The 19293-nt window shown below is 51.6% G+C and carries 15 protein-coding genes and 1 tRNA gene; 8 read left to right on the forward strand and 8 right to left on the reverse strand.

Going from position 1 to position 19293, the window contains the following annotated elements; all coding sequences use genetic code 11:
- The first annotated feature begins 2 nt into the window (after window positions 1-2).
- Together DUE52_RS18550 and DUE52_RS18555 are read left to right on the forward strand one after the other, a co-directional pair.
- A complete protein-coding gene (locus tag DUE52_RS18550) occupies window positions 3-758 on the forward strand; it encodes a methyltransferase domain-containing protein (protein WP_114407530.1) in 756 nt (251 codons plus the stop codon).
- Window positions 755-1459, forward strand: coding sequence for a class I SAM-dependent methyltransferase (locus tag DUE52_RS18555; protein ID WP_114407531.1), 705 nt, complete (start codon window positions 755-757; stop codon window positions 1457-1459). Before DUE52_RS18550 ends, DUE52_RS18555 begins: the two co-directional genes overlap by 4 nt.
- A 3-nt stretch (window positions 1460-1462) precedes the next feature.
- On the opposite strand, the gene DUE52_RS18560 is transcribed toward DUE52_RS18555, so the two are convergent.
- The 4 genes from DUE52_RS18560 to DUE52_RS18575 all read right to left on the reverse strand — a co-directional run bounded on the left by DUE52_RS18560 (window position 1463) and on the right by DUE52_RS18575 (window position 5791).
- Window positions 1463-2521: a glycosyltransferase family 2 protein gene (locus tag DUE52_RS18560; RefSeq protein WP_114407532.1), complete on the reverse strand. Its 1059-nt coding sequence runs from the start codon at window positions 2519-2521 to the stop codon at window positions 1463-1465.
- On the reverse strand, window positions 2514-4598 hold the full coding sequence (locus tag DUE52_RS18565; RefSeq protein WP_114407533.1) for a DUF7657 domain-containing protein: 2085 nt from the start codon (window positions 4596-4598) through the stop codon (window positions 2514-2516). The genes DUE52_RS18560 and DUE52_RS18565 overlap by 8 nt, the downstream gene beginning before the upstream one ends.
- Window positions 4599-4666: 68 nt before the next feature.
- Window positions 4667-5068 carry a DUF2304 domain-containing protein gene (locus tag DUE52_RS18570; protein ID WP_114407534.1) on the reverse strand — a complete coding sequence of 134 codons (402 nt, stop codon included), beginning with the start codon at window positions 5066-5068 and terminating at the stop codon, window positions 4667-4669.
- Window positions 5069-5071: 3 nt separating this feature from the next.
- Window positions 5072-5791, reverse strand: coding sequence for a glycosyltransferase family 2 protein (locus DUE52_RS18575; protein ID WP_114407535.1), 720 nt, complete (start codon window positions 5789-5791; stop codon window positions 5072-5074).
- A gap of 146 nt (window positions 5792-5937) precedes the next feature.
- Here DUE52_RS18575 and DUE52_RS18580 point away from each other — a divergent pair, with 146 nt between their 5' ends.
- Window positions 5938-6930, forward strand: a complete 993-nt coding sequence (locus DUE52_RS18580) for a lysylphosphatidylglycerol synthase transmembrane domain-containing protein (protein WP_114407536.1) — start codon at window positions 5938-5940, stop codon at window positions 6928-6930.
- 129 nt (window positions 6931-7059) lie between these two features.
- Complete coding sequence (locus DUE52_RS18585) at window positions 7060-8655, forward strand: M28 family peptidase (RefSeq protein WP_114407537.1); 1596 nt, start codon at window positions 7060-7062, stop codon at window positions 8653-8655.
- Window positions 8656-8937: 282 nt separating this feature from the next.
- Here DUE52_RS18585 and DUE52_RS18590 read toward each other — a convergent pair whose 3' ends face one another.
- Both DUE52_RS18590 and DUE52_RS18595 read right to left on the reverse strand, forming a co-directional pair.
- Window positions 8938-9786 (reverse strand): DUF2911 domain-containing protein, encoded by an 849-nt coding sequence (locus DUE52_RS18590; protein WP_114407538.1) that lies wholly within the window; start codon window positions 9784-9786, stop codon window positions 8938-8940.
- A gap of 278 nt (window positions 9787-10064) precedes the next feature.
- A tRNA-Met gene (locus DUE52_RS18595) sits at window positions 10065-10137 on the reverse strand.
- Between the two features lie 128 nt (window positions 10138-10265).
- Between DUE52_RS18595 and era the strand changes: the two genes are divergently transcribed.
- The 4 genes from era (at window position 10266) to DUE52_RS18615 (ending at window position 13930) form a co-directional block, all read left to right on the forward strand.
- Entirely contained in the window at window positions 10266-11183 is a 918-nt protein-coding gene (gene era, locus DUE52_RS18600) for a GTPase Era (RefSeq protein WP_114407539.1), read from the forward strand.
- Between the two features lie 44 nt (window positions 11184-11227).
- Window positions 11228-12535, forward strand: a complete 1308-nt coding sequence (gene der, locus DUE52_RS18605; RefSeq protein ID WP_114407540.1) for a ribosome biogenesis GTPase Der — start codon at window positions 11228-11230, stop codon at window positions 12533-12535.
- Window positions 12532-13455 carry a DMT family transporter gene (locus tag DUE52_RS18610; RefSeq protein WP_114407541.1) on the forward strand — a complete coding sequence of 308 codons (924 nt, stop codon included), beginning with the start codon at window positions 12532-12534 and terminating at the stop codon, window positions 13453-13455. Before der ends, DUE52_RS18610 begins: the two co-directional genes overlap by 4 nt.
- 166 nt (window positions 13456-13621) lie before the next feature.
- Window positions 13622-13930: an ArsR/SmtB family transcription factor gene (locus tag DUE52_RS18615; protein WP_114407542.1), complete on the forward strand. Its 309-nt coding sequence runs from the start codon at window positions 13622-13624 to the stop codon at window positions 13928-13930.
- Between the two features lie 38 nt (window positions 13931-13968).
- Here DUE52_RS18615 and ruvB read toward each other — a convergent pair whose 3' ends face one another.
- Window positions 13969-14997, reverse strand: coding sequence for a Holliday junction branch migration DNA helicase RuvB (gene ruvB / locus DUE52_RS18620; protein ID WP_114407543.1), 1029 nt, complete (start codon window positions 14995-14997; stop codon window positions 13969-13971).
- A gap of 111 nt (window positions 14998-15108) precedes the next feature.
- A complete protein-coding gene (locus DUE52_RS18625; RefSeq protein ID WP_114407544.1) occupies window positions 15109-19200 on the reverse strand; it encodes a PKD domain-containing protein in 4092 nt (1363 codons plus the stop codon).
- Window positions 19201-19293 lie beyond the last annotated feature (93 nt).

Here is a 19293-nt window from a genome sequence, read left to right on the forward strand (position 1 = left end):
CTATGTCTGACTACAACCAAGCCTATCATACTGAAATTGAAACGAACGCCCGCCGGTCAGCCGAAACGATTATTCAGTTGTTAATCAAGCTGTTTAACCCCCGGTCGGTTGCCGACATTGGATGCGGTCGGGGTACGTGGCTGGCCGAATGGCAACGACAGGGCATAAGCCAGATTTTAGGCGTAGACGGCGGGGGGCAGGATGTTTCCCGAGTGTTGATTCCTTCCCGGAATTTTCTTGAATATGACCTGAATACCCCTTTCAATTCCGCCCGGCGATACGACCTGGTTACTTGTATGGAAGTGGTCGAACACCTGAAACCGGCTTCGGCGAGCACGATTGTACAATCGCTTACCGGCCTGTCCGATGTGATTGTTTTTAGTGCCGCCGTGCCCCAACAGGGCGGTTTTAAGCACATCAATGAGCAGTGGCCCGCTTACTGGGCCGAAAAATTCGAGGCTGAGGGGTATGTTTTTACGGACGGCATCCGGTGGCAGTTGATGCCTCATCAGGAAGTGGCGTGGTGGTATCGCCAAAACCTGTTTTTAGCCATCAAAAAAGAGCTTTATGATCAGAAATTCAGCTTTTTGCCGCGTTTTTCACCTGATTTCTACGTGATGCACGAACTGGTTTATAAAACGTATGCCAGTTTGCCCTACCGCCTGTTTTTCACCATTGAGCAGTTTATTTACAATCATTTTCATTCGTTTTACCATACGATCAATCCCACCATCAAGAAATTTTTATCCAAATCATGAATCCACTGGTCCGGCTGGTCTTTTTTAATCCCGTCATGAATTACGCCGTCTGGTCGATTCGTCGCTACATCCGGCGCGTGGCCCAACTGGTGCCCGCCGGTACGACGCTGCTGGATGTCGGCGCGGGCGAATGCCAGTACAAGCCATTTTTTTCGCACGCCCGTTATCTCAGTACCGACTGGTGCGGAACCACCGACCACCACCGGTATTCGGCCGGGATCGACTACATCTGCCCCGCCGATGACTTGCCACTTGATTCGGAACAGGTTGATTTTGTGCTTTGTACCCAGGTTCTGGAACACGTTCGCTATCCGGAGAAAGTCATTCAGGAATTGGGGCGGGTTTTAAAACCGGGCGGTTTGTTGTTTCTGACGGTGCCCCAAAGCTGGGAGGAACACGAGCAACCGTACGATTTCCACCGGTTTACGCAATTTGCGCTACGGGCCTACGCCGATGACCACGGTTTTGACGTAGTGGAAATCCGGCCCCAGGGCGGGCGGTTTCTGGTGATCGGCTTTTTTCTGGCGTGGAGCCTGCCGACCTTGTTTAAAAACACATTCGGGCAACCCGGTTTTCTGTTTGCCGTAGTTGCCTTTTTCCCCCTCAATTTTCTCATCGCTTTGCTCTTTTTCTTGCTCGATCCGCTCGACCGGAAACGCGAGTTTACGATGAATTATGAGTGCATTTTTCGCAAAAAATAACGCTTAAAGCAACCGGCGAACCAGGGCGAAGTAGCCCCTTAAAACCGGGTTTACGATCCAGGTAAGGAGTGGATTTTTGATCTCGGAAAAAACCAGTTCGTCACTGAACCGGTTCCAGATAGCGGCATCGGAAACCGTTCGTTTGGCTTGAACCTGGTTTCGAACCCGCCGGATGTGCTTTCGGTGCTGGACTAAAAACCGGTAGCCTTTTAGTTTTTCGGTAAAAAAGCCCCCGGCTAGTGAATACAGGAGAATGAGTAGTTCGATACCGACGAGTGACGGCCCTAACACCAGCAGGGTTCTGAATTCATAATTTTGCAGGACAACCATCAGCCGGTTTTTCTCCGCGTGATACCATTTGGCAGTGCTTTTGGAGAAATGGTAATCATGATAAATAACAGCTTTTGAAGCGCAAAAATGCCGGTAGTTTTGAAGAAGCCCCCGCCAGCTTACATCCTGATCCTCTGAATAAGCGAAAAAAGCTGAATTGAAACCGCCGACCTGCTGGTAATACAGTTTGGGCATATAAAGGCAGGCACCACTCACGCTGCCGATTTCCGGGTCATGGTCATACACCGGTTTCGGACTCAGGTTGTCTTTGCACCAGCCAAAACCGAGGTAATGCATGGCATTCCCCGCCGTATTCAGCAAATCAGGCTGCCGACGATGTAAAATAACGGGTTGTAGCAAACCCACCTGTACGCCTTTTTGGAGCTGTTCCTGATAACTTGTCTCAAGCAGACTCAGAAAATCCGGCGTCACCTCCGTGTCCGGATTGAGCAGCAGACACGCGTCGGCTCCGGCGGCAAAGGCGTGGGCCATTCCCCGGTTGTTGGCATCACAAAAACCGGTATTACTTTCCTGATAAATAACCTCTACGGATTGGGAAAGGCTCCGCAAAACAGCCGGTGTTCCGTCGCTGGAACCGTTGTCGATAACCAGAATATGAAAACGCGGATGAGTCAGTCGGGCCAGCGACTCAAACAGCGCCGGCAGATACGCCCGGTGATTGTAGGTGACGATGATAATCCAGGTATTCAGCCCAACGATTTGCTCAGTCATTGATCCGGTAAATCTCGATACTGCCCAACTTCCGAACCTGACGCAGACAACGGATTTCGGCGGGCTGGGGTGCGCGGTCAAAGACAAAATACTTTACGTTCAACTTTTTGAGCTTGGGTGAGCAGGGGTCAACGCCAACTGCATAACCGTCCTCAAACGTGTTATTGATCACCGTCGAATCCCGGCCGTCGATGTAGGTGTAATACACCGTGTGGGCATACCGGTTATACGCCGAATCCCGTTTGGCCGTGGGGTCCAGCACCCGCATCGTTTTAAAATCCGGCAGGTTCTTTACGCCACTCAATTGATTGACGCCGGTGGCCGACACCATGTAGGTAATGTACTGGCTTCCAATAACCACCCAGCGGGCTTTGGGTTCCTGTTCATGCAGTTCACGAATGTTTTTATACAGCAAATGATCGGTCAGGGGGGCGAGTCCTTTGGAAACGGGATTGGCTTTGAGACCCGGTAACACAAAAAGAAAAATGGCACTACAGAAAATAACGGTTTGGTAAGGGAATCGCCAAAAAGGCAGCAACAGCACCGAAAGTGCGGCAAAAAAGAGCGTCGGAAGAAAGACCTGATGCGCTTTGAAAAAACCGTTCGAATCGTTGAGGTTTAACACCGCAGCGTAAATCATCAGCGCAACCACACCCCCGATGGCCAGCGCCGATACCAGGCCACTGACTTTGATCGGGTGTTTACGAACATAATCCAGGTACAAGAGCGTCAGAAAGACATTGCCTACCCCGAAAGGTACCTGAGCCCGGCGGGTAGGGCTCAGGTTCAGCAGGGTCATTTTGGCCAGCCAATCCGGAAAGCCCACTTCGATCCAGGCCCAGAAAATGAGGACGAACAACGAAACCGCCATCAGCAGCGGATCAACTTTGCGTGAATAAACGAACAGCAGAATGAGAGAGAGGAAAATAACCGGTGCAAAGGTGATAAAATGCGATAGTTCACAGATATTCAACCACTCTTTTGGGAAACGGGCATCGTCGACCAACCAGCTATAATATTCTGAAAACCAGTTGGCAATGAAGCCGGTCCCACCCGTTTCGCTTCGTTGGCCGGGATACACGGTATGGCTCATCGCATCGATGGATGATTTGGCGTCTCCGTAATACATGTAAAAAATAACGCCTAAAAGGGCAAAAGCGGCCCCAAACGTAAGGAGTTTGGCCGGTAATTTGTCAAACAGCCATTCTTTATGAAATTCGCGCCAGACGTAGCCCACCAGCAGAAATACCAGCAAATACCCCAGTGGAACCTGGTAAGGCGGATACAAGGCCAATGCAAAAGCCGCGAAGGCCCAGACGAATAATAATCCACTGACCAGCAAGGCCTTGACCGACCGACCATAAAACAGATAAATGGAAGCGACAACCAGCAGCGCGCCCGGCAGCAGGTTGGGCAGCAGATAGAACGACCACCGGGCAATTCCGCTGGAAAAAACCAGCCAGAACGCGCCAAAAACCGAAAGCCAGAAGTTGTTGCGGGTCAGCAGCAGCAGCAGTAAGGTCAAAGCCACCAGCGAGCCGATCACTTTGAACTGCCACCACCAGGCAAAGCCCTGTTCGGGACTCAGCAGAAAAAAGCCCCAGTAATCCGGGCGGAAGATACTCACGAAATGGTTTACGGGGTAATAACCTACCAGTGCGGGCCGCTCCCCGCCAATGGCCGGATTCTCCAACGGAAAACCATTCTGAATCTGGGACAGGATGAACGGAGTTGAGACGCCCCACTCATCAATGCGAATAGGGAGTGGTTTGCCGGAAATGAGCCCCCGCCGGGGATCCGACCCGTCCGGAATGACCTGATTCCAGTAGGGAATGGATGAATAATGGATTTTTGCCAGGGTTAGCAGCAGAAAAAGACCGACGCAAATGCCAATAAACCATTTTAGACGCTTATCGAAGACAATGAGTTCAAAGCCTTTGCGACTGGGAATACCGGCGGTAGTGGTTTCAGTTGAAACGACCGATCGGTTTGCTGAGGAATCGATCGGTTGATGATTGGAAACGCTTCGGGTCAGGTTGGGTTGTGAGGTAGCCGGTATTTTCTTCTTTTTTGACATATCCGCAAGGTGATTTTTTTAAAGCTTCTTGTAATTTCCCGGTGGCAGGGTTGCCTGGGATGTAATTTTTACGTCAAATTTGATTGTTTTTCATTCGTCTGCACCATCGTTCCAGGCGTCTGCATATCCATTACTTCCTTCTTCAAAATCGCTATTTCGTGGGTCAATTCTTTGATCGAATGTTGTAATTTAGAATTGACTACCGACAAATGCACCAGGAAACAGATAATGGCAAAAATAGCCATTAAAAAAATGAGCGCGGGGGGATAAAAAACGCCCAATAGCCGGGAGATCTGCGTCAATCCATCGCGCCAAACCGAAAAAACCAGCAAGATGATTGCGCAAACAATCCACACAAAGGAATATTCTTCCCGCAGTTTTCCTCTAACAATAAGCCGGGCAATAAAGGCCATGAAAATCAGGGTGCCAACTATACTAAAAAGCTGAATGGTGATGGGCAGCGATTGCATGAGCTATATTTTTCGTAAACGAATGTAAACAAACAGGGTACCCAACGTCACTTTGAACAGATAATAGACCGATTGAACCCATCCAATGGATGAGGTTCCACCCTGCCGTTCTTCCATCAAAACCGGCACTTCCAGCAGCCGCAGTTTATGCAATCCAAACTGCACGATGGCTTCCGGTTCCGGGTATTCGTCGGGATAATAGCGGTTGACAATCTCAATCGTTTTGCGGTTGAAGGCCCGGAAACCCGACGTACTGTCGTGGACGGTTTTACGGATCAGCAACTGGTTGAGCCAGCGAAAATACCGAATCCCGATGCGCCGGACAAACGACGACTGAAACCCCTGTCGTTCCAAAAACCGGGAGCCGATAACGACGTCGGCCTGGTCATCGAACAGCGGTCGCAGCAGTTTTATCAGCCCTTCGGCGGGATGCTGCCCGTCGCCATCGATCTGAACCGCAATGTCATACCCCTTGCGATACGCATACTTGTAACCGGCCTGCATGCAGCCACCAATGCCGAGGTTCACGGGCAGGTCGAGGTGCAGGCAGTCCAGCGTGCGGACAACGGCCATCGTGTTGTCCGTTGAACAATCATTGACCACCAGCGTATCCAGCGACAGGCCGAACCGGGTTTTCACCCAGTGAATATCATTCACAACCGCAGCAACCGAACGCTGCTCGTTGTAGCACGGAACCACCACCAGCACCCGAAGTGACTTCATTTTCTTTCTTAGGTAGAACGTTGGACGAGTTAAAGCGGGAATCTGCTACACGATTTTCAAAGGTAGCAGGACGTATGATTTGGGTCAAATTATGTGCCATAAATTATCCGATGTTTCCCTATCTTACAGCCGATTAGTCAAACTGAATGAAGCAACTTCTCAAAACCGCCCTTCCCTTTGTCCTGGCAATTTCCCTGCTGACGTATGCGCTGAAGGATATTTCATTCGCCGACATCGGCCGGCAGTTTCAGCAGGCTCACTATGGCTGGATTGCGCTGGTGGCACTGCTGACGGTTTTGATCTACCTGGTGCGGGGAAAACGCTGGCAGCAGCCGTTGCTGGCGCTCGGGTATTTTCCGACGGCTTTCCGGGCCACGGTCGCCACGCTGGCGGGTGTCATTGCCAGTATGATCGTGCCGGGTTCCGGCGAACTAACCCGCTGCGCCACGCTGCAACGGACCGACAATGTACCGTTTTCACAGGGCGTCGGCTCGGTCGTGGCCGAACGAATCATCGACTTAATGATGCTGGGTCTGGTGCTGTTGCTGACCTTTCTGCTCGAAATAAACCGCGTTAGCAGCTATGTGTCCGGCCTGTCGTTCCGCGTACCGGATAAAACCGCCTGGTTTCTGGCGGGCGGACTTTTGGCCTTGCTGGTTTTGGCAGGCGCTGGCATTTGGCGTATGTTACTGATTTACAATATAAAACAACATCCGATCGCTCTCAAAATAGCTAACAGTGTTAAGGGGCTCTGGAAGGGTTTTAACGCCATTCGGCAGCTCCCCAGCCTTTACTTGTTTGTACTTCTAACAGTGTTAAGTCAGTTTTTTTCCTGGCTGAGCACCTATTGGCTTCTGATGGCACTGGACAGCACGCATTCCCTGCCGCCCACCGCAGCCCTGACGATCCTGGCGGTTAGCTCGCTCGGCGGACTGGCGGTGCCCACCCAGGGCGGCATTGGAACCTACCATTTTCTGGTCAGCCGGGTGCTGGTGCTCTACGGTTTTACGCCCGCCGAGGGGGCCGTCGTTGCGACGTTTCTGCATGCCGTGGGCTTCGGAATCAATTTAGTTTTAAGCAGCCTGAGCTTCCTGATCGTTCCGTTTATCCTGGCCAAAAACCGGCAGAAAGGAGCCTGATGAATCGGATGTCAACTGTGAACCGACGCCAACATAATTAACCCACAATTTCGTTTTATCTTTGCACAAGCAGGGAGGACGATTGTCTATTCCTGCTTTTTGATTTGTCATTTTCTTCACAACAACTCAATGAAATATTCGATTTTTAGTGCCGGTTTACTGCTGATTGCGCAGCTTGCCACAGCCCAAACCGCCACCGATTATGCCAATACGATTTCGGCTGCTGATCTCGAAAAACACCTCCGCGTGCTGGCTGCCGACGATATGCAGGGCCGAGAAACCGGTACTGAAGGACAGCGGAAAGCGGCCGATTACATCGCCAAACAGTTTGCGGCCGAAAATCTGCAAGCGATCGTCAAAACCGACGACGGGAAAACCGGCTATTTTCAGCCGTTCAAGCTATACCAGAAAACCTGGGGCGATTTTTATGTCAAGGCCGACGGGAAAACGTACACCTACCCCAAAGATTTTATCGTCAACGGCTTGTTTGGCGTGATGCAGGAAGCGTCGGTAGAAACCGTGTTTGCGGGCTACGGCATTCTGACCGACAAATACAACGACTACGCGAAAATCAATATTCAGGGAAAAGCCGTCGTCATTCTGGAAGGTGAACCCAAAAAGGCCAACGGGAATTACGTGATTTCCAATTCGGACAAAGCCTCGGAATGGAGCAACGACGAGAGTCTGCGGAAAAAAGTCACGATTGCCAAGGACAAGGGTGCCGAACAAATTTTCATCGTTTCGGCCGAATCGCCGGAAGCCTACCGCCGGTTGGTGGCCGAACGCAGTGCGCTCATGGGCCGATTCAATCGCCTGAGCCTCCGCCCTGCCATGGAGAAGATCGGAGCCGTTGGAACGTTCCTGATTACGCAGGACATGGCCGCGGCTGTTCTCAACACAACAACGGCCAAATTGCAGAGCGCAGTGGCCAAAATTAACAAAACCGGCAAGACCAATTCCGGCGCGTTGAAAGGGAAAATCAGCCTGAAAGCCGAGCGGAAAGATGTGCAGTTGGAAAGTAGCAACGTGCTCGGGTTTCTGGAAGGCACCGACAAAAAAGACGAAATCGTGGTTATTTCTTCGCATTACGACCACATCGGCGTCAATCCGGACGGGCAAGTGAACAACGGCGCCAACGACGACGGTTCGGGAACGGTTTCGGTGATTGAAATTGCGCAGGCCTTTGCCAAAGCCAAAGCCGAAGGGCACGGCCCGCGCCGGAGCATGCTGTTTCTGACGGTTTCGGGCGAAGAAAAAGGCTTGCTAGGATCGGAATATTACACCGACATGAATCCTGTTTTGCCGCTGGAAAAAACCGTCTGCGATCTGAACATCGACATGGTGGGCCGCGTCGACGATCTGCACGAAGGCAAATCCGACAACTACATTTATGTCATCGGTTCCGACAAATTATCGTCTGAATTGCACCAGATCAGCGAAGATGCCAACCGGAAATACACCATGATGGAACTGGATTACAAGTACAACGAACCCAGCGATCCGCAACGGATTTATTACCGCTCCGACCACTACAATTTTGCCAAGCATAAAATTCCCATTATTTTTTACTTCAACGGCCTCCACGCCGACTACCACCGCCCCGGCGACGACGTCGAGAAGATCAACTTCACGCTGGCCGAAAAATCCGCCCGGCTGGTGTTTTATACCGCCTGGGAAATTGTGAATCGGGAGAATAAACTGGTGGTGGACAGCAACAAACCGTAACGGTTTTGGACGGTGAGTTTCCCGATCGGGGAGAACATAAAAAAGTTGGCTATCGCAGGATGATCTCTGCCGGTAGCCAACTTTTTCTATTTTTTTGATTCACTTTACCTGCTTATAATGAAGTTGTTTAGGATTGCATAGGAAAAAGAATAATAAATGTAAAATGATGAATGCTAAATGTAAAAATTGTTCTCAATCCAGCATTTTTACATTTTACATTCATCATTTTACATTTATTATTTCCTTTCTTTTTATTCTATTTTGAATGCTAAACAGGTTCAATTACTTCTTGGCGGAAGCAATCAGATCATTGGCCATTTTTACATAATCCGCATTTTTAGCTTCGCTTGCCAGGGCAACTGTTTTCTCGGCGCTGGCAATGGCATTGGCTTTTTCGTTTAATTTCAGTTGAATGCGAGCCTTGAGTAACATCACCCAAAACGCCTTGGGGTTTTGTTCAGTGGCCTTGGTTACCCAGGTAAGCGCCTGTTTTAAATCCCGGTTGGTATCATAATAATAGCTGGCGGCCTCAAAATAGGCCGGCTTATCAGAAGCCAACGAAGTCTCGATGTTCTTGACAATGATCTGGTCAACATCGGCCGTAATGGCTACGGGAACACGGGTTTTATCCCAAATGATTTCCAAAACCGCCGAACTGGACAATATATCGGCGATATTGAGGGTAAAGTTTTCTACTTTGTTAGCCAATGTAGTCGGTTTTACCGACACCCGCAGAACTTCGTTTTCTTGTTTATAGTCGCCCACGTTAGCACCAAGGTTCAGGTCTTTGGAAAGCATGACTTGCCAGGTGGTTTTACCGGGAATGGTGAATAATCCATACGTACCTGCTTTCACGTCTTTGCCTTCGAGTTTGACATCCGATGAAAAGGTGATTTTAGAAGTAGCATTGGCACCGGTCCGCCACACCTTGTCATAGGGAACCAGATCCCCAAAGATGGTCCGTCCTTTCATGGCTGGTCGGGAGTATTCCAGCGTAATATCGCCCAGGGCAAAACTTTGTTTGGTGAGTTGGGCGGGGCTGGCGGCTGGTATTTTCAGTTGGGCCTGAGCGGTTGCGCCCACCGTCAGAGAAATAGCAAGAACGGTTGTGAGAAACTTAAGTGACTTCATGCGAGTGGAATGATGAATGAATAATTGTACGTTTTTATCTTAAAACGCAAAGGTACAAAATATTGGCCCGGTATTCTGGTCATTGGCTTCGGTCCAATCGGCCAATTTTTTTATAGAGGATATATTGACTGCGCGCTGATAAATAACTGTTTAAGCCTATCGCCATTGGAAAGCACCTCTGGCTTATACTCTGTTCGAATAGATCTGATCTGGTATTTTTGGAAAGCACCCTGCTTGAAAACAGAAAAAGGCCACACGATTGTGTGACCTTTTCTTTGTAGCGGGAGCTGGACTCGAACCAGCGACCTTTGGGTTATGAGCCCAACGAGCTACCAACTGCTCCATCCCGCGATGTTGGGACTGCAAAGGTAAGGCGTTTTTCATAAAAAACAATTACCTTTGTGAAAAAATCTGCCCCCTCCCGCTATTTTTTTTAGCCGGAGGGGAGTTTTTTTCTATAGTCATTGGTTGTCAATTACATGGATATTTCAAATGAAACGTACGGCCCGGATCACAAAGCCGGCTATGTCAGCATCATCGGTAAGCCCAATGTCGGCAAATCGACGCTGATGAATCAATTGGTGGGCGAGCGGCTTTCGATCATCACGTCAAAAGCGCAAACCACCCGCCACCGCATCATGGGCATCCTCAACGGGGTGCACGACGGGCAGGAGTTTCAGTTGGTCTATTCGGATACACCCGGTATTATCAAGCCGCAATACCGGTTGCATGAATCGATGATGAGTTTTGTGCGCGGTTCGCTGGAAGACGCCGATGTGATTCTGTTCGTAACCGACATTTTCGAGAAATACGACGAAAATGACGTGATCGAACGGTTGCAGAAAACGCAGACCCCGGTTTTGTTGCTCATCAACAAAATCGATCTGGCGACCCCCGAACAGGTGGAGGAGAAAATTCAGTACTGGAAAGAGAACTTCAAATCCGAAGCCATCATTCCGATTTCCGCCCTCACCGACATCAACATCAAGCATGTCTTTAAAGCCATTGTAAGCCGCCTGCCGGTTCATCCGCCTTATTTCCCGAAAGACGAGTTGACCGACCGGCCCGAACGCTTTTTTGCCTCAGAAATCATTCGCGAGAAGATTTTCCTGAACTATAAAAAAGAGGTTCCCTACAGTTGTGAAGTGATCATCACGGGCTTTAAAGAAAAAGACGACATCATCGTTGTCCAGTCGGAAATCCTGGTTGAGCGGGCTACTCAACGGGCGATTCTACTGGGCGAAGGGGGTAAAATGATTAAAAAAACGGGTATTATGGCCCGTGAGGAACTGGAACGCTTCTTCGGCAAGAAGGTGTTCCTTGAACAATACGTAAAAGTTGAACCCGATTGGCGCACCAAAGAACGGTCGCTGAAGAGGTTTGGGTACGAAGAATAACCGAAGGCCAGCCAACGCGCTCCTTCTTTCCTCTAAAGTGAATCATGGCAAATATTGTAGCAATTGTGGGCCGACCGAATGTCGGTAAATCGACGCTGTTTAATAAATTGGTAGAACAGCGCCAGGCCATTATGGATAACCAGCCGGGCGTGACGCGCGACCGTCATTACGGCTATGCCGACTGGACCGAGAAGTATTTTACCGTCATCGATACCGGCGGTTATGTGGTCGGATCGGATGACGTTTTTGAAGAGTCGATTCGGGAACAGGTCCAGATCGCCATCGACGAAGCGTCCGTGATTTTATTCATGGTCGATACCATGGCCGGATTGACCGACATGGACAAGGATTTTGCCGACGTGCTGCGCCGGTCGAAAAAACCGGTGATCGTGGTTGCCAACAAATCGGAAACCGTTCTGCGCCAGAACTCCGTCGGCGAATTTTACGCGCTGGGTCTGGGTGATCCGTTCCCGATTTCGTCCCTGACGGGAACCGGTACGGGCGATTTGCTGGACGAAGTTGTGAAGCATTTTCCGTCCGATGGCGTCGAAGATCCGAACGCGGGTATTCCGCGCATCGCCATTCTGGGCCGTCCGAACGTTGGGAAATCGTCGTTTCTGAACGTCCTGATCGGCGAAGAACGCAGCATCGTGACGGACATTGCCGGCACCACCCGCGACGCCATCGATACGCGTTACAGAGCATTTGGGAAAGATTTCATTCTGACCGACACCGCCGGGATCCGGCGCAAAGCCAAAGTGAAGGATAACATTGAGTTTTACTCGGTGATGCGCTCGCTGAAGGCCCTGGAAGAGTCGGATGTGGTGATTGTGATGCTGGACGCCACGCGCGGTCTGGAAGCGCAGGATATGAACATTATCGGACAAGCCGTTCGGGCCAAGAAGGGGGTTCTGCTGATGGTGAACAAATGGGACGCCATCGAGAAAGATACCAAAACCGCCGATACGTGGAAAAAAGAGATCGTGCAGCGCATGGCGCCGATCGATTATCTGCCCGTTATTTTTGCTTCGGTCGTAGAAAAACAGCGGATTTTCCAGGTCATGGAAAAAGCGATGGAGGTCTACGAAAACAAGCACAAGAAGATTTCGACCTCGAAACTCAACGAGGCCATGCAGCAGGAAATCATGAACTACCCGCCCCCGGCGACGAAAGGAAAGCTGATCAAAATCAAGTATATGATTCAGTTACCGACGCCGTCGCCCACGTTTGTGTTTTTCTGTAACCTGCCGCAGTACATCAAGGAACCGTATACCCGGTATCTGGAAAACAAACTCCGCGATCACTTCGGGTTCGACGGAGCACCGATAACTATATTTTTCCGGCAAAAATGAGGGGTCCGCAGACAACGGCATCAACTCGAACACGGTATTGGATTGGAGCGCTGCTGGTTTTTCTGGCAGCGTTTTGTTTTGCCTTAAAGGGCATTTTAATCAAAATAGCCTACCAGTATCCGATCGACGCGATTTCGCTGCTGACGCTGCGGATGGTTTTTGCATTGCCGTTTTACGTAGCCATTGCCCTGAATCTGTCACGACGGCTTCCACCGGCCCGTTTATCCATTCAAAACTGGTTAAAGCTGGGTATGCTCGGCCTGACGGGCTACTACATTGCTAGTTTTCTAAATTTTCTGGGTCTGGTTTACATCACGGCCAGTCTGGAGCGAATTCTGCTGTTTGTCTATCCCACGTTTGTGCTGCTGCTCGGCAGCGTGGTATATGGCCGTAAAGTCAACCGGTTGCAGATTCTGGCGGTGCTGCTGACGTATGCCGGGATCATGGTGGCGTTTGCGCCCAACATTAACTCCGGGCAGCAGAAAGACGTGTTTCTGGGAGCGTTCTGGGTCATTCTGAGTGGGCTGGTCTACGCCGTTTATCTAGTGGGCAGCGATACGATGATTGCCCGCGTGGGCGCCCAGCGGTACACCTGCTACGCGATGATTGCGGCCACCCTGGCCATCGTTTTCCATTGCCTGATCGCCAACGGCCTGGATCTGTTCCGGTTTGCCGCTCCGGTGTACGGGCTGGCCCTGCTGATGGCGGTTTTGGTCACCGTGATTCCGACGTTTATGATCGCCGAGGGCATCAAACGCATCGGTTCCGGCAATGCCTCCATTGTCGCCAGCATCGGCCCCATTTTCACCATCGTTCTGGCAACCACGCTTTTAGACGAAACCATCTCGATTTCCCAGCTTTTCGGCACATTGCTGGTATTGCTCGGCGTCTTTCTGATTGGTTGGAAAGGCCGTAAATAACGGACTACCAATTGCATTTGTCTGTTAATTACCTTACCCTGCTTAACTGGTTTTAGACCCTTTTTAAATAGATTAACATATCAATGTTACTAGCATATTTTTTTGCTTATCCCGTATAAATAACTAAATTTCAGTTACTTTACGTACCTAAATAGCACACAGAATCATGACAAAGGAACCGGTAGTTAACGACGAAAAAAAGATTGAGCGGGCCGCTTATGTATTGAAGGCCGTCGCTCATCCGTTGCGCATCAAGATCATCCAGATGTTGAATGAGCACAAAGAATTAAACGTATCAACGATTTATAAGAACCTGAACGCGGAACAGTCGTTGATCTCACACCATCTCATTAATATGCGCGACAAAGGAATTCTTGAAATCCGGCGAAGTGGCAAAAACATTTACTACTTTCTGGTAGACAATTCGATAGCCGAAATTATCGATTGCATTTACCGCAGTAAAATTCTGGCGTAACAAAAAAGGGAAGCGATACTGCTTCCCTTTTTTGTTTTTCAGGAGAACAACTCCCCATCCCGATACGCGGGCACAATGCCCAGGTGTTTATACGCCTTTTCAGTCGCTTCCCGTCCCCGCGACGTTCGTTTTAGATAGCCTTCCTGAATTAAAAACGGTTCGTATACTTCCTCAATCGTTTCGGCCTCATCGCCACAGGCCGTCGCAATGGTCGACAGCCCGACCGGCCCGCCTTTGAATTTATCAATGATCGTCGTCAGAATCCGGTTGTCCATCTCGTCGAGACCATTTTGATCCACATCGAGCGCCCGCAAGGCCATTTCAGCAATCGCAACCGTAATGATTCCTTTCCCTTTTACCTGCGCAAAATCGCGCGTCCGGCGGAGCAGGTTGTTGGCAATCCGGGGCGTTCCGCGACTCCGGCGGGCAATTTCGTAAGCCCCGTCAGCCTCGATGGGCGTTCCCAGAATAGCCGCCGACCGGTTTACAATCGTGGTCAGCAAAGCCGCATCGTAATATTCCAGCCGGGCATTGATCCCAAACCGCGCCCGCAACGGCGACGTCAGCAAACCGGCGCGGGTGGTGGCCCCGATGAGCGTAAACGGGTTCAGCTTGATCTGAACGGTTCGGGCGTTCGGGCCAGAATCGAGCATGATGTCGATTTTGTAATCTTCCATCGCCGAGTACAGGTATTCTTCCACTACGGGGTTGAGCCGGTGAATCTCGTCGATAAACAGCACATCGTTTTCCTGCAAATTGGTCAGCAAACCGGCGAGGTCGCTCGGCTTGTCGAGCACCGGGCCGGAGGTCATTTTGATGCTGGCATTCAGTTCATTGGCAACGATGTAGGAGAGGGTAGTTTTCCCCAAACCCGGAGGGCCGTGGAGCAGTACGTGGTCGAGCGCTTCGCCACGCTGGAGGGCGGCCTGTACGAAAACGCCCAGGTTTTCGAGTATTTTGGCCTGACCCGTAAAGTCTTCGAACGACAGCGGCCGCAAGGCGCGTTCAATCTCCTTTTCGGTGGCCGTCATGCCTTCGTTGGTACCTTTCAAAATGTCTTTCCGCATCGGTATTTGAATGAACGTATTTGTTGTTTATACCTAAAACAGGTCTGTTTATCAAGTACTTATACAGACATTGTTTTCATTCAAATATACAGAACTTTGGGCATATTTCCACTATCGAACCAGCAGAATCGAACCGCGTTTCAGCACTTTGGGCCGCTCCGGATAATAGAGACTTTTGAAGTTTACCGTGTAGGCATACACCATCGACGGATAGGCCTGTCCCCGGTAATTGCCATCCCATTTTTGTTCCGGATCGTTGGAAACAAAGATCACTTCGCCCCAGCGATTAAAGACCCGAAGCTCAAAATCTGTTACGTAAGACGTAAAAACATCCAGCAAATCATTGTTACCGTCGCCGTTCGGCGTAAAGGCATCGGGAATCACGACCCGGGGCTCACACTTGTCTACCACCACCGCCGTATCCAGAGCCGCACAGCCATTGGCGCCCGTTACCCGAACGGCATAACGACCTACTTCCAGAACGGTTATCCGGGGCGTTGTATCGCCGGAATGGGGCCAGAAATACGTCTGCGTGCTGTTTCCCGATACCTGCAAAACCGCCCGGCCCTGATCGCCTACGCACAACGGGACCTCCCGCGTCAGATCGAAAGTCGGTAAAGGTAAAAAAGTCAGCCTCACTTCATCGGTTGCCGTACAGGCGCCGGCTGTCGCGACGACCGAATACGTTCCTGAAGTGGTTGGCTGAATTGATGATGTCGTTGCTCCCGTCGACCATTGGTAAGTTGCCCCCGCCGACGCGGTTACTTCCAACCGGAGGGTTGGCGACGGACACAGGGTCGTGTCGGGACCCAGGCTCACCGTTGGCGGAACCTGAACAAAGACAATCTTGCGGTCGAAGGCCACACAACCACCCTGAGAAGCCGAATAGGTCAGCACGATGGGATTCGGCCCGGCCAGGCTATCGGCGGGGGTGAAACGCCCGGTACTATCGACACCCCGGCCCGTCCAGAATCCGCCCAGGGGCGTCGCGCCACTGAGTGTAAAACTGGGCGAATTAGCGCATATTTCCTGCGGAAGCCCGGCTTCCACGACCGGTTTTGCGTTGAAAGTAACCACCACTTCGTCGGAACCCTGGCAACCCGTGATCGAGTTGCGAACCGTCAGGCGGTAGGGGCCAGCCGTCGTTACATTGATCGAAGGGGTAGTCTGACCACTGTTCCAGAGGTAGACATCACCGGGGGTTTCCACCAGCGTCGACAATTGGACCGTATCGCCAATGCATTTGCCCCGATCAGGCCCCAGGGACACAAAACCGGTGGTGTCGACCGGAACCCGGATGTTGTTCAGCGTATCCAGACAGCCCCCCGTATCGCGGGCCTCAAGGCTATAAACGCCACCGTTGATTCCCGTTAGACCGGAACCGTTGCCCACCACCACGCCATTGGCATCCCGCCAGATAAACTCGGTCGGTCGTCCCCGCACAATCGTAAGTCGAATCGAGCCACTCTGCGGAATCGTACACAAAGCCGTCTGCGGATCGGCCTGAACCTCAATGCTGTTGTTGGATCGCAGCGTTAAGGTCGTGTCGACCGTACAGGCGTTGTCGCTGATAATCCGAACAGTATACTCACCATCGCGAATGCCCTGCAACAGCGCGGTCGTATCACTGAGCGGTTGCCCGCCAGAACTCCATTCAAACCGCCGAACCGTGGCCGATCCAACGCTGAGTCGGATGCTGCCGTCGGTTGTCGTACAGCCCGTAGGCGGAGTCATGAAAGCCGTAACGACCGGTTTTGGCAAAGCGACCACCGCGACGGTATCGGTATTCTCGCAGCCGTTCACATCCCGGACAATGACAGAATACGTTCCGGCCTGGGTAATCGTGGTTTCCCGCTCGGTCGACCCGTTGCTCCACTGGAAGCTGTTCCAGGCGTTGCCCCGGGCGATCAGCGTCAGGGAACTGTTCAGACAGAGCGTGGTGTCGGGACCCAGCGTAAAATTGGGCGGACGGCGCAGAGTCACATTGATGGTATCACTTGAAAAACAGCCCCCGTTGGCCGCAATAACAATAAACCGTCCCGGTGGAATGCCGTTATAGCCCGGCGATCCAGGCACGGTCACGGGCAACGTTCGCTCGTTATACCCTCGTATCAATCGCCCGTTTCGGATCCAGATGTAGACACTGGCTTCCACTTTGGCGTCCAGCGTCACCATATTCTTGCAACTGTCAATGTCTGGCCCCAGATTGATCGGGTCAGGCGTCCGAACAATGGTTACATCCTGCGTAATAACCGTGTCCTTACAAATACCGCCATCAGACCGCATGGTCACGATACGCAGACTGACCGAATACACGCCCGGTTCATTGTAGGTATGCGTAGCCTGCGTGGCCGTTGAGCTAAAGGGCGCACTGTTGTCCCCCCAATTCCAGGTATAATTATCCTTCAATGGCGGACACATGGGCGTCACCGTAAACTGCGTGGGCGAACCGGCGCAGGTGTCAGCGTACGAAAAACCGGGTGAGTTGGACGGTTCGTTGAAGTTGGCGACCATGTTGGGCAAACCCAACTGGCTGGTTGGCCCGTTCAGATTGAGACCATTCGGATCGAAGGTGGCGGGGGCCAGCAACTCATCGTTCGGGTTGTCGATCACCCCCAGACTCGTTCCATCCTTGATGGCCACGTAAATTTTTCCGTCGGAGCCAATTTGCAAGGCTCCATACTGTCGGCTTCGGGTACTGTCGAGCACGGTTTTGGACGCTTCAATGGCGGCCGGGTCCGGATTCGTCAGGTCATAAATCAGAATCTGGGACGCATTGGCCGTATCGCCCTGTAACGAAACGTAGAGTTTCGACCCATCCGGCGAAAACTCCACCCCGTAGGCTTTGGGCGGGGCGGGGCCGATGTTGATGGCTGGCCCGGCCGTCATGACCCCGGTCGAATCGTTGAAGGTAAACACTTCGACGTAGTTGGTGGGTGGACCGGGCACCACCACCGCGATGGGGCGGTTTCCGTTGCCGGTCGTATCCGCCGGACCGATTTTCATGTACCCTTCGCCCTTCGTCGTGGTGTCGTGGGGCATCCCGAGGGCATATTCTTCCGGTCCTTCAACCCCGGCTTTCGTTACGTGATAAACCTTGAACTTGTTGTTGCCGAAGTCGTGGGAAATGACCCAGTAAGTCGTATCGCGGTCGTTCCGCACCGAAGCCAGCCGCTCCGTGGTCAGGGAGTCGACCAGCGTGTTTTTTTCGATAATGGCACCCGTTCCCTGGTTATACCGCATATCGACCACACTGACACTGAGGATCTTTTTGCCGTTGATTTCGGAGGTTGTATACACCCGGTAGAGGTATTCGCAGCCTTTACAGGTGGGTTGTGGCACAATCAGAGCCGATTGGGTCGAGGTCTGACTCCCCTGCAACTGGGCGGTATCCGCCGGGTTGAGCGGTTTCATCAGATTGCCGTTTTTGTCGTAAATCAACACCCCGCCCGTATAAAACAGGAGCTGTCCCTTGGTATTCGAGATTGACGACGACCCTTCGATGGTGTTCAGTTTTCCGTCGTCCAGCGGTGTGGGACTGCCCCCGGAGAAGTCGATCCCGGCATTATTTCCGAAATACCACTTGGCACCTTGTTGTTCCGGTCGCTGTCCGCAGACCTGCACATTGATCCGGTCTTCCACCGAGCAGACTTTCTGTTTATCCGCCTGCGTACCGATCCAGACTTCCACCGAATAACAGCCCGCACTGTCGACCTGAATGGTCTGTGTCGTGTCGCCTTTGGGATACCAGAGAAAACTCGCACCCGCAGGAGCGCCGTTAGGATATGGATCAAGCGTTATTTTCTGACCGTTACAAAGCATGGTGTCTGTCCGCCAGTTCTGAAACTGGGCAGGAGGGATGCCAATTGTAATCGTCGTATCGGTTTGCAATGTCGTCCCGTTTTGCAGTGTTCGGGTCAACGAAACCGTGTAGTCTCCGGGGTTTGTATAGGCATAACTCGGTTTTGCCGCCGTGGACGTGTCCGCAGCGGTAGAGGGGTCGCCAAAATCCCAAACTCGGGAGCGCACATTCGGCACGGTATCTTCAAACATCACGGCGGGGCCATTCTCGCACGATGGATCCGGAATACAAAGCTTGCCGCTCACCTTAATGCCCGACTGCGCCCGGGCCATACCGGCAAACAGCCCCCAACACAGAAGCATCCATCCCAACCGCCGTACCATTCCTGTATAGGTTGTCATTCGCTGCTAATAAAATCAAGTAGGTTGCCGGTTTTCCCAGTGGCTGTGAACATAACAGTGAAGGTCGGCAGTACGTTATTGTAAACGAAACGG

Source organism: Larkinella punicea, from assembly GCF_003334855.1.
GTDB classification, from domain to species: Bacteria; Bacteroidota; Bacteroidia; order Cytophagales; family Spirosomataceae; genus Larkinella; species Larkinella punicea.

Bases quoted from the DNA above. Each gene is read 5' to 3' on its own strand.
- DUE52_RS18550 (WP_114407530.1), top strand. From the start codon at position 3: ATGTCTGACTACAACCAAGCCTATCATACTGAAATTGAAACGAACGCC.
- DUE52_RS18555 (WP_114407531.1), top strand. From the start codon at position 755: ATGAATCCACTGGTCCGGCTGGTCTTTTTTAATCCCGTCATGAATTAC.
- DUE52_RS18560 (WP_114407532.1), bottom strand. From the start codon at position 2,521: ATGACTGAGCAAATCGTTGGGCTGAATACCTGGATTATCATCGTCACC.
- DUE52_RS18565 (WP_114407533.1), bottom strand. From the start codon at position 4,598: ATGTCAAAAAAGAAGAAAATACCGGCTACCTCACAACCCAACCTGACC.
- DUE52_RS18570 (WP_114407534.1), bottom strand. From the start codon at position 5,068: ATGCAATCGCTGCCCATCACCATTCAGCTTTTTAGTATAGTTGGCACC.
- DUE52_RS18575 (WP_114407535.1), bottom strand. From the start codon at position 5,791: ATGAAGTCACTTCGGGTGCTGGTGGTGGTTCCGTGCTACAACGAGCAG.
- DUE52_RS18580 (WP_114407536.1), top strand. From the start codon at position 5,938: ATGAAGCAACTTCTCAAAACCGCCCTTCCCTTTGTCCTGGCAATTTCC.
- DUE52_RS18585 (WP_114407537.1), top strand. From the start codon at position 7,060: ATGAAATATTCGATTTTTAGTGCCGGTTTACTGCTGATTGCGCAGCTT.
- DUE52_RS18590 (WP_114407538.1), bottom strand. From the start codon at position 9,786: ATGAAGTCACTTAAGTTTCTCACAACCGTTCTTGCTATTTCTCTGACG.
- era (WP_114407539.1), top strand. From the start codon at position 10,266: ATGGATATTTCAAATGAAACGTACGGCCCGGATCACAAAGCCGGCTAT.
- der (WP_114407540.1), top strand. From the start codon at position 11,228: ATGGCAAATATTGTAGCAATTGTGGGCCGACCGAATGTCGGTAAATCG.
- DUE52_RS18610 (WP_114407541.1), top strand. From the start codon at position 12,532: ATGAGGGGTCCGCAGACAACGGCATCAACTCGAACACGGTATTGGATT.
- DUE52_RS18615 (WP_114407542.1), top strand. From the start codon at position 13,622: ATGACAAAGGAACCGGTAGTTAACGACGAAAAAAAGATTGAGCGGGCC.
- ruvB (WP_114407543.1), bottom strand. From the start codon at position 14,997: ATGCGGAAAGACATTTTGAAAGGTACCAACGAAGGCATGACGGCCACC.
- DUE52_RS18625 (WP_114407544.1), bottom strand. From the start codon at position 19,200: ATGACAACCTATACAGGAATGGTACGGCGGTTGGGATGGATGCTTCTG.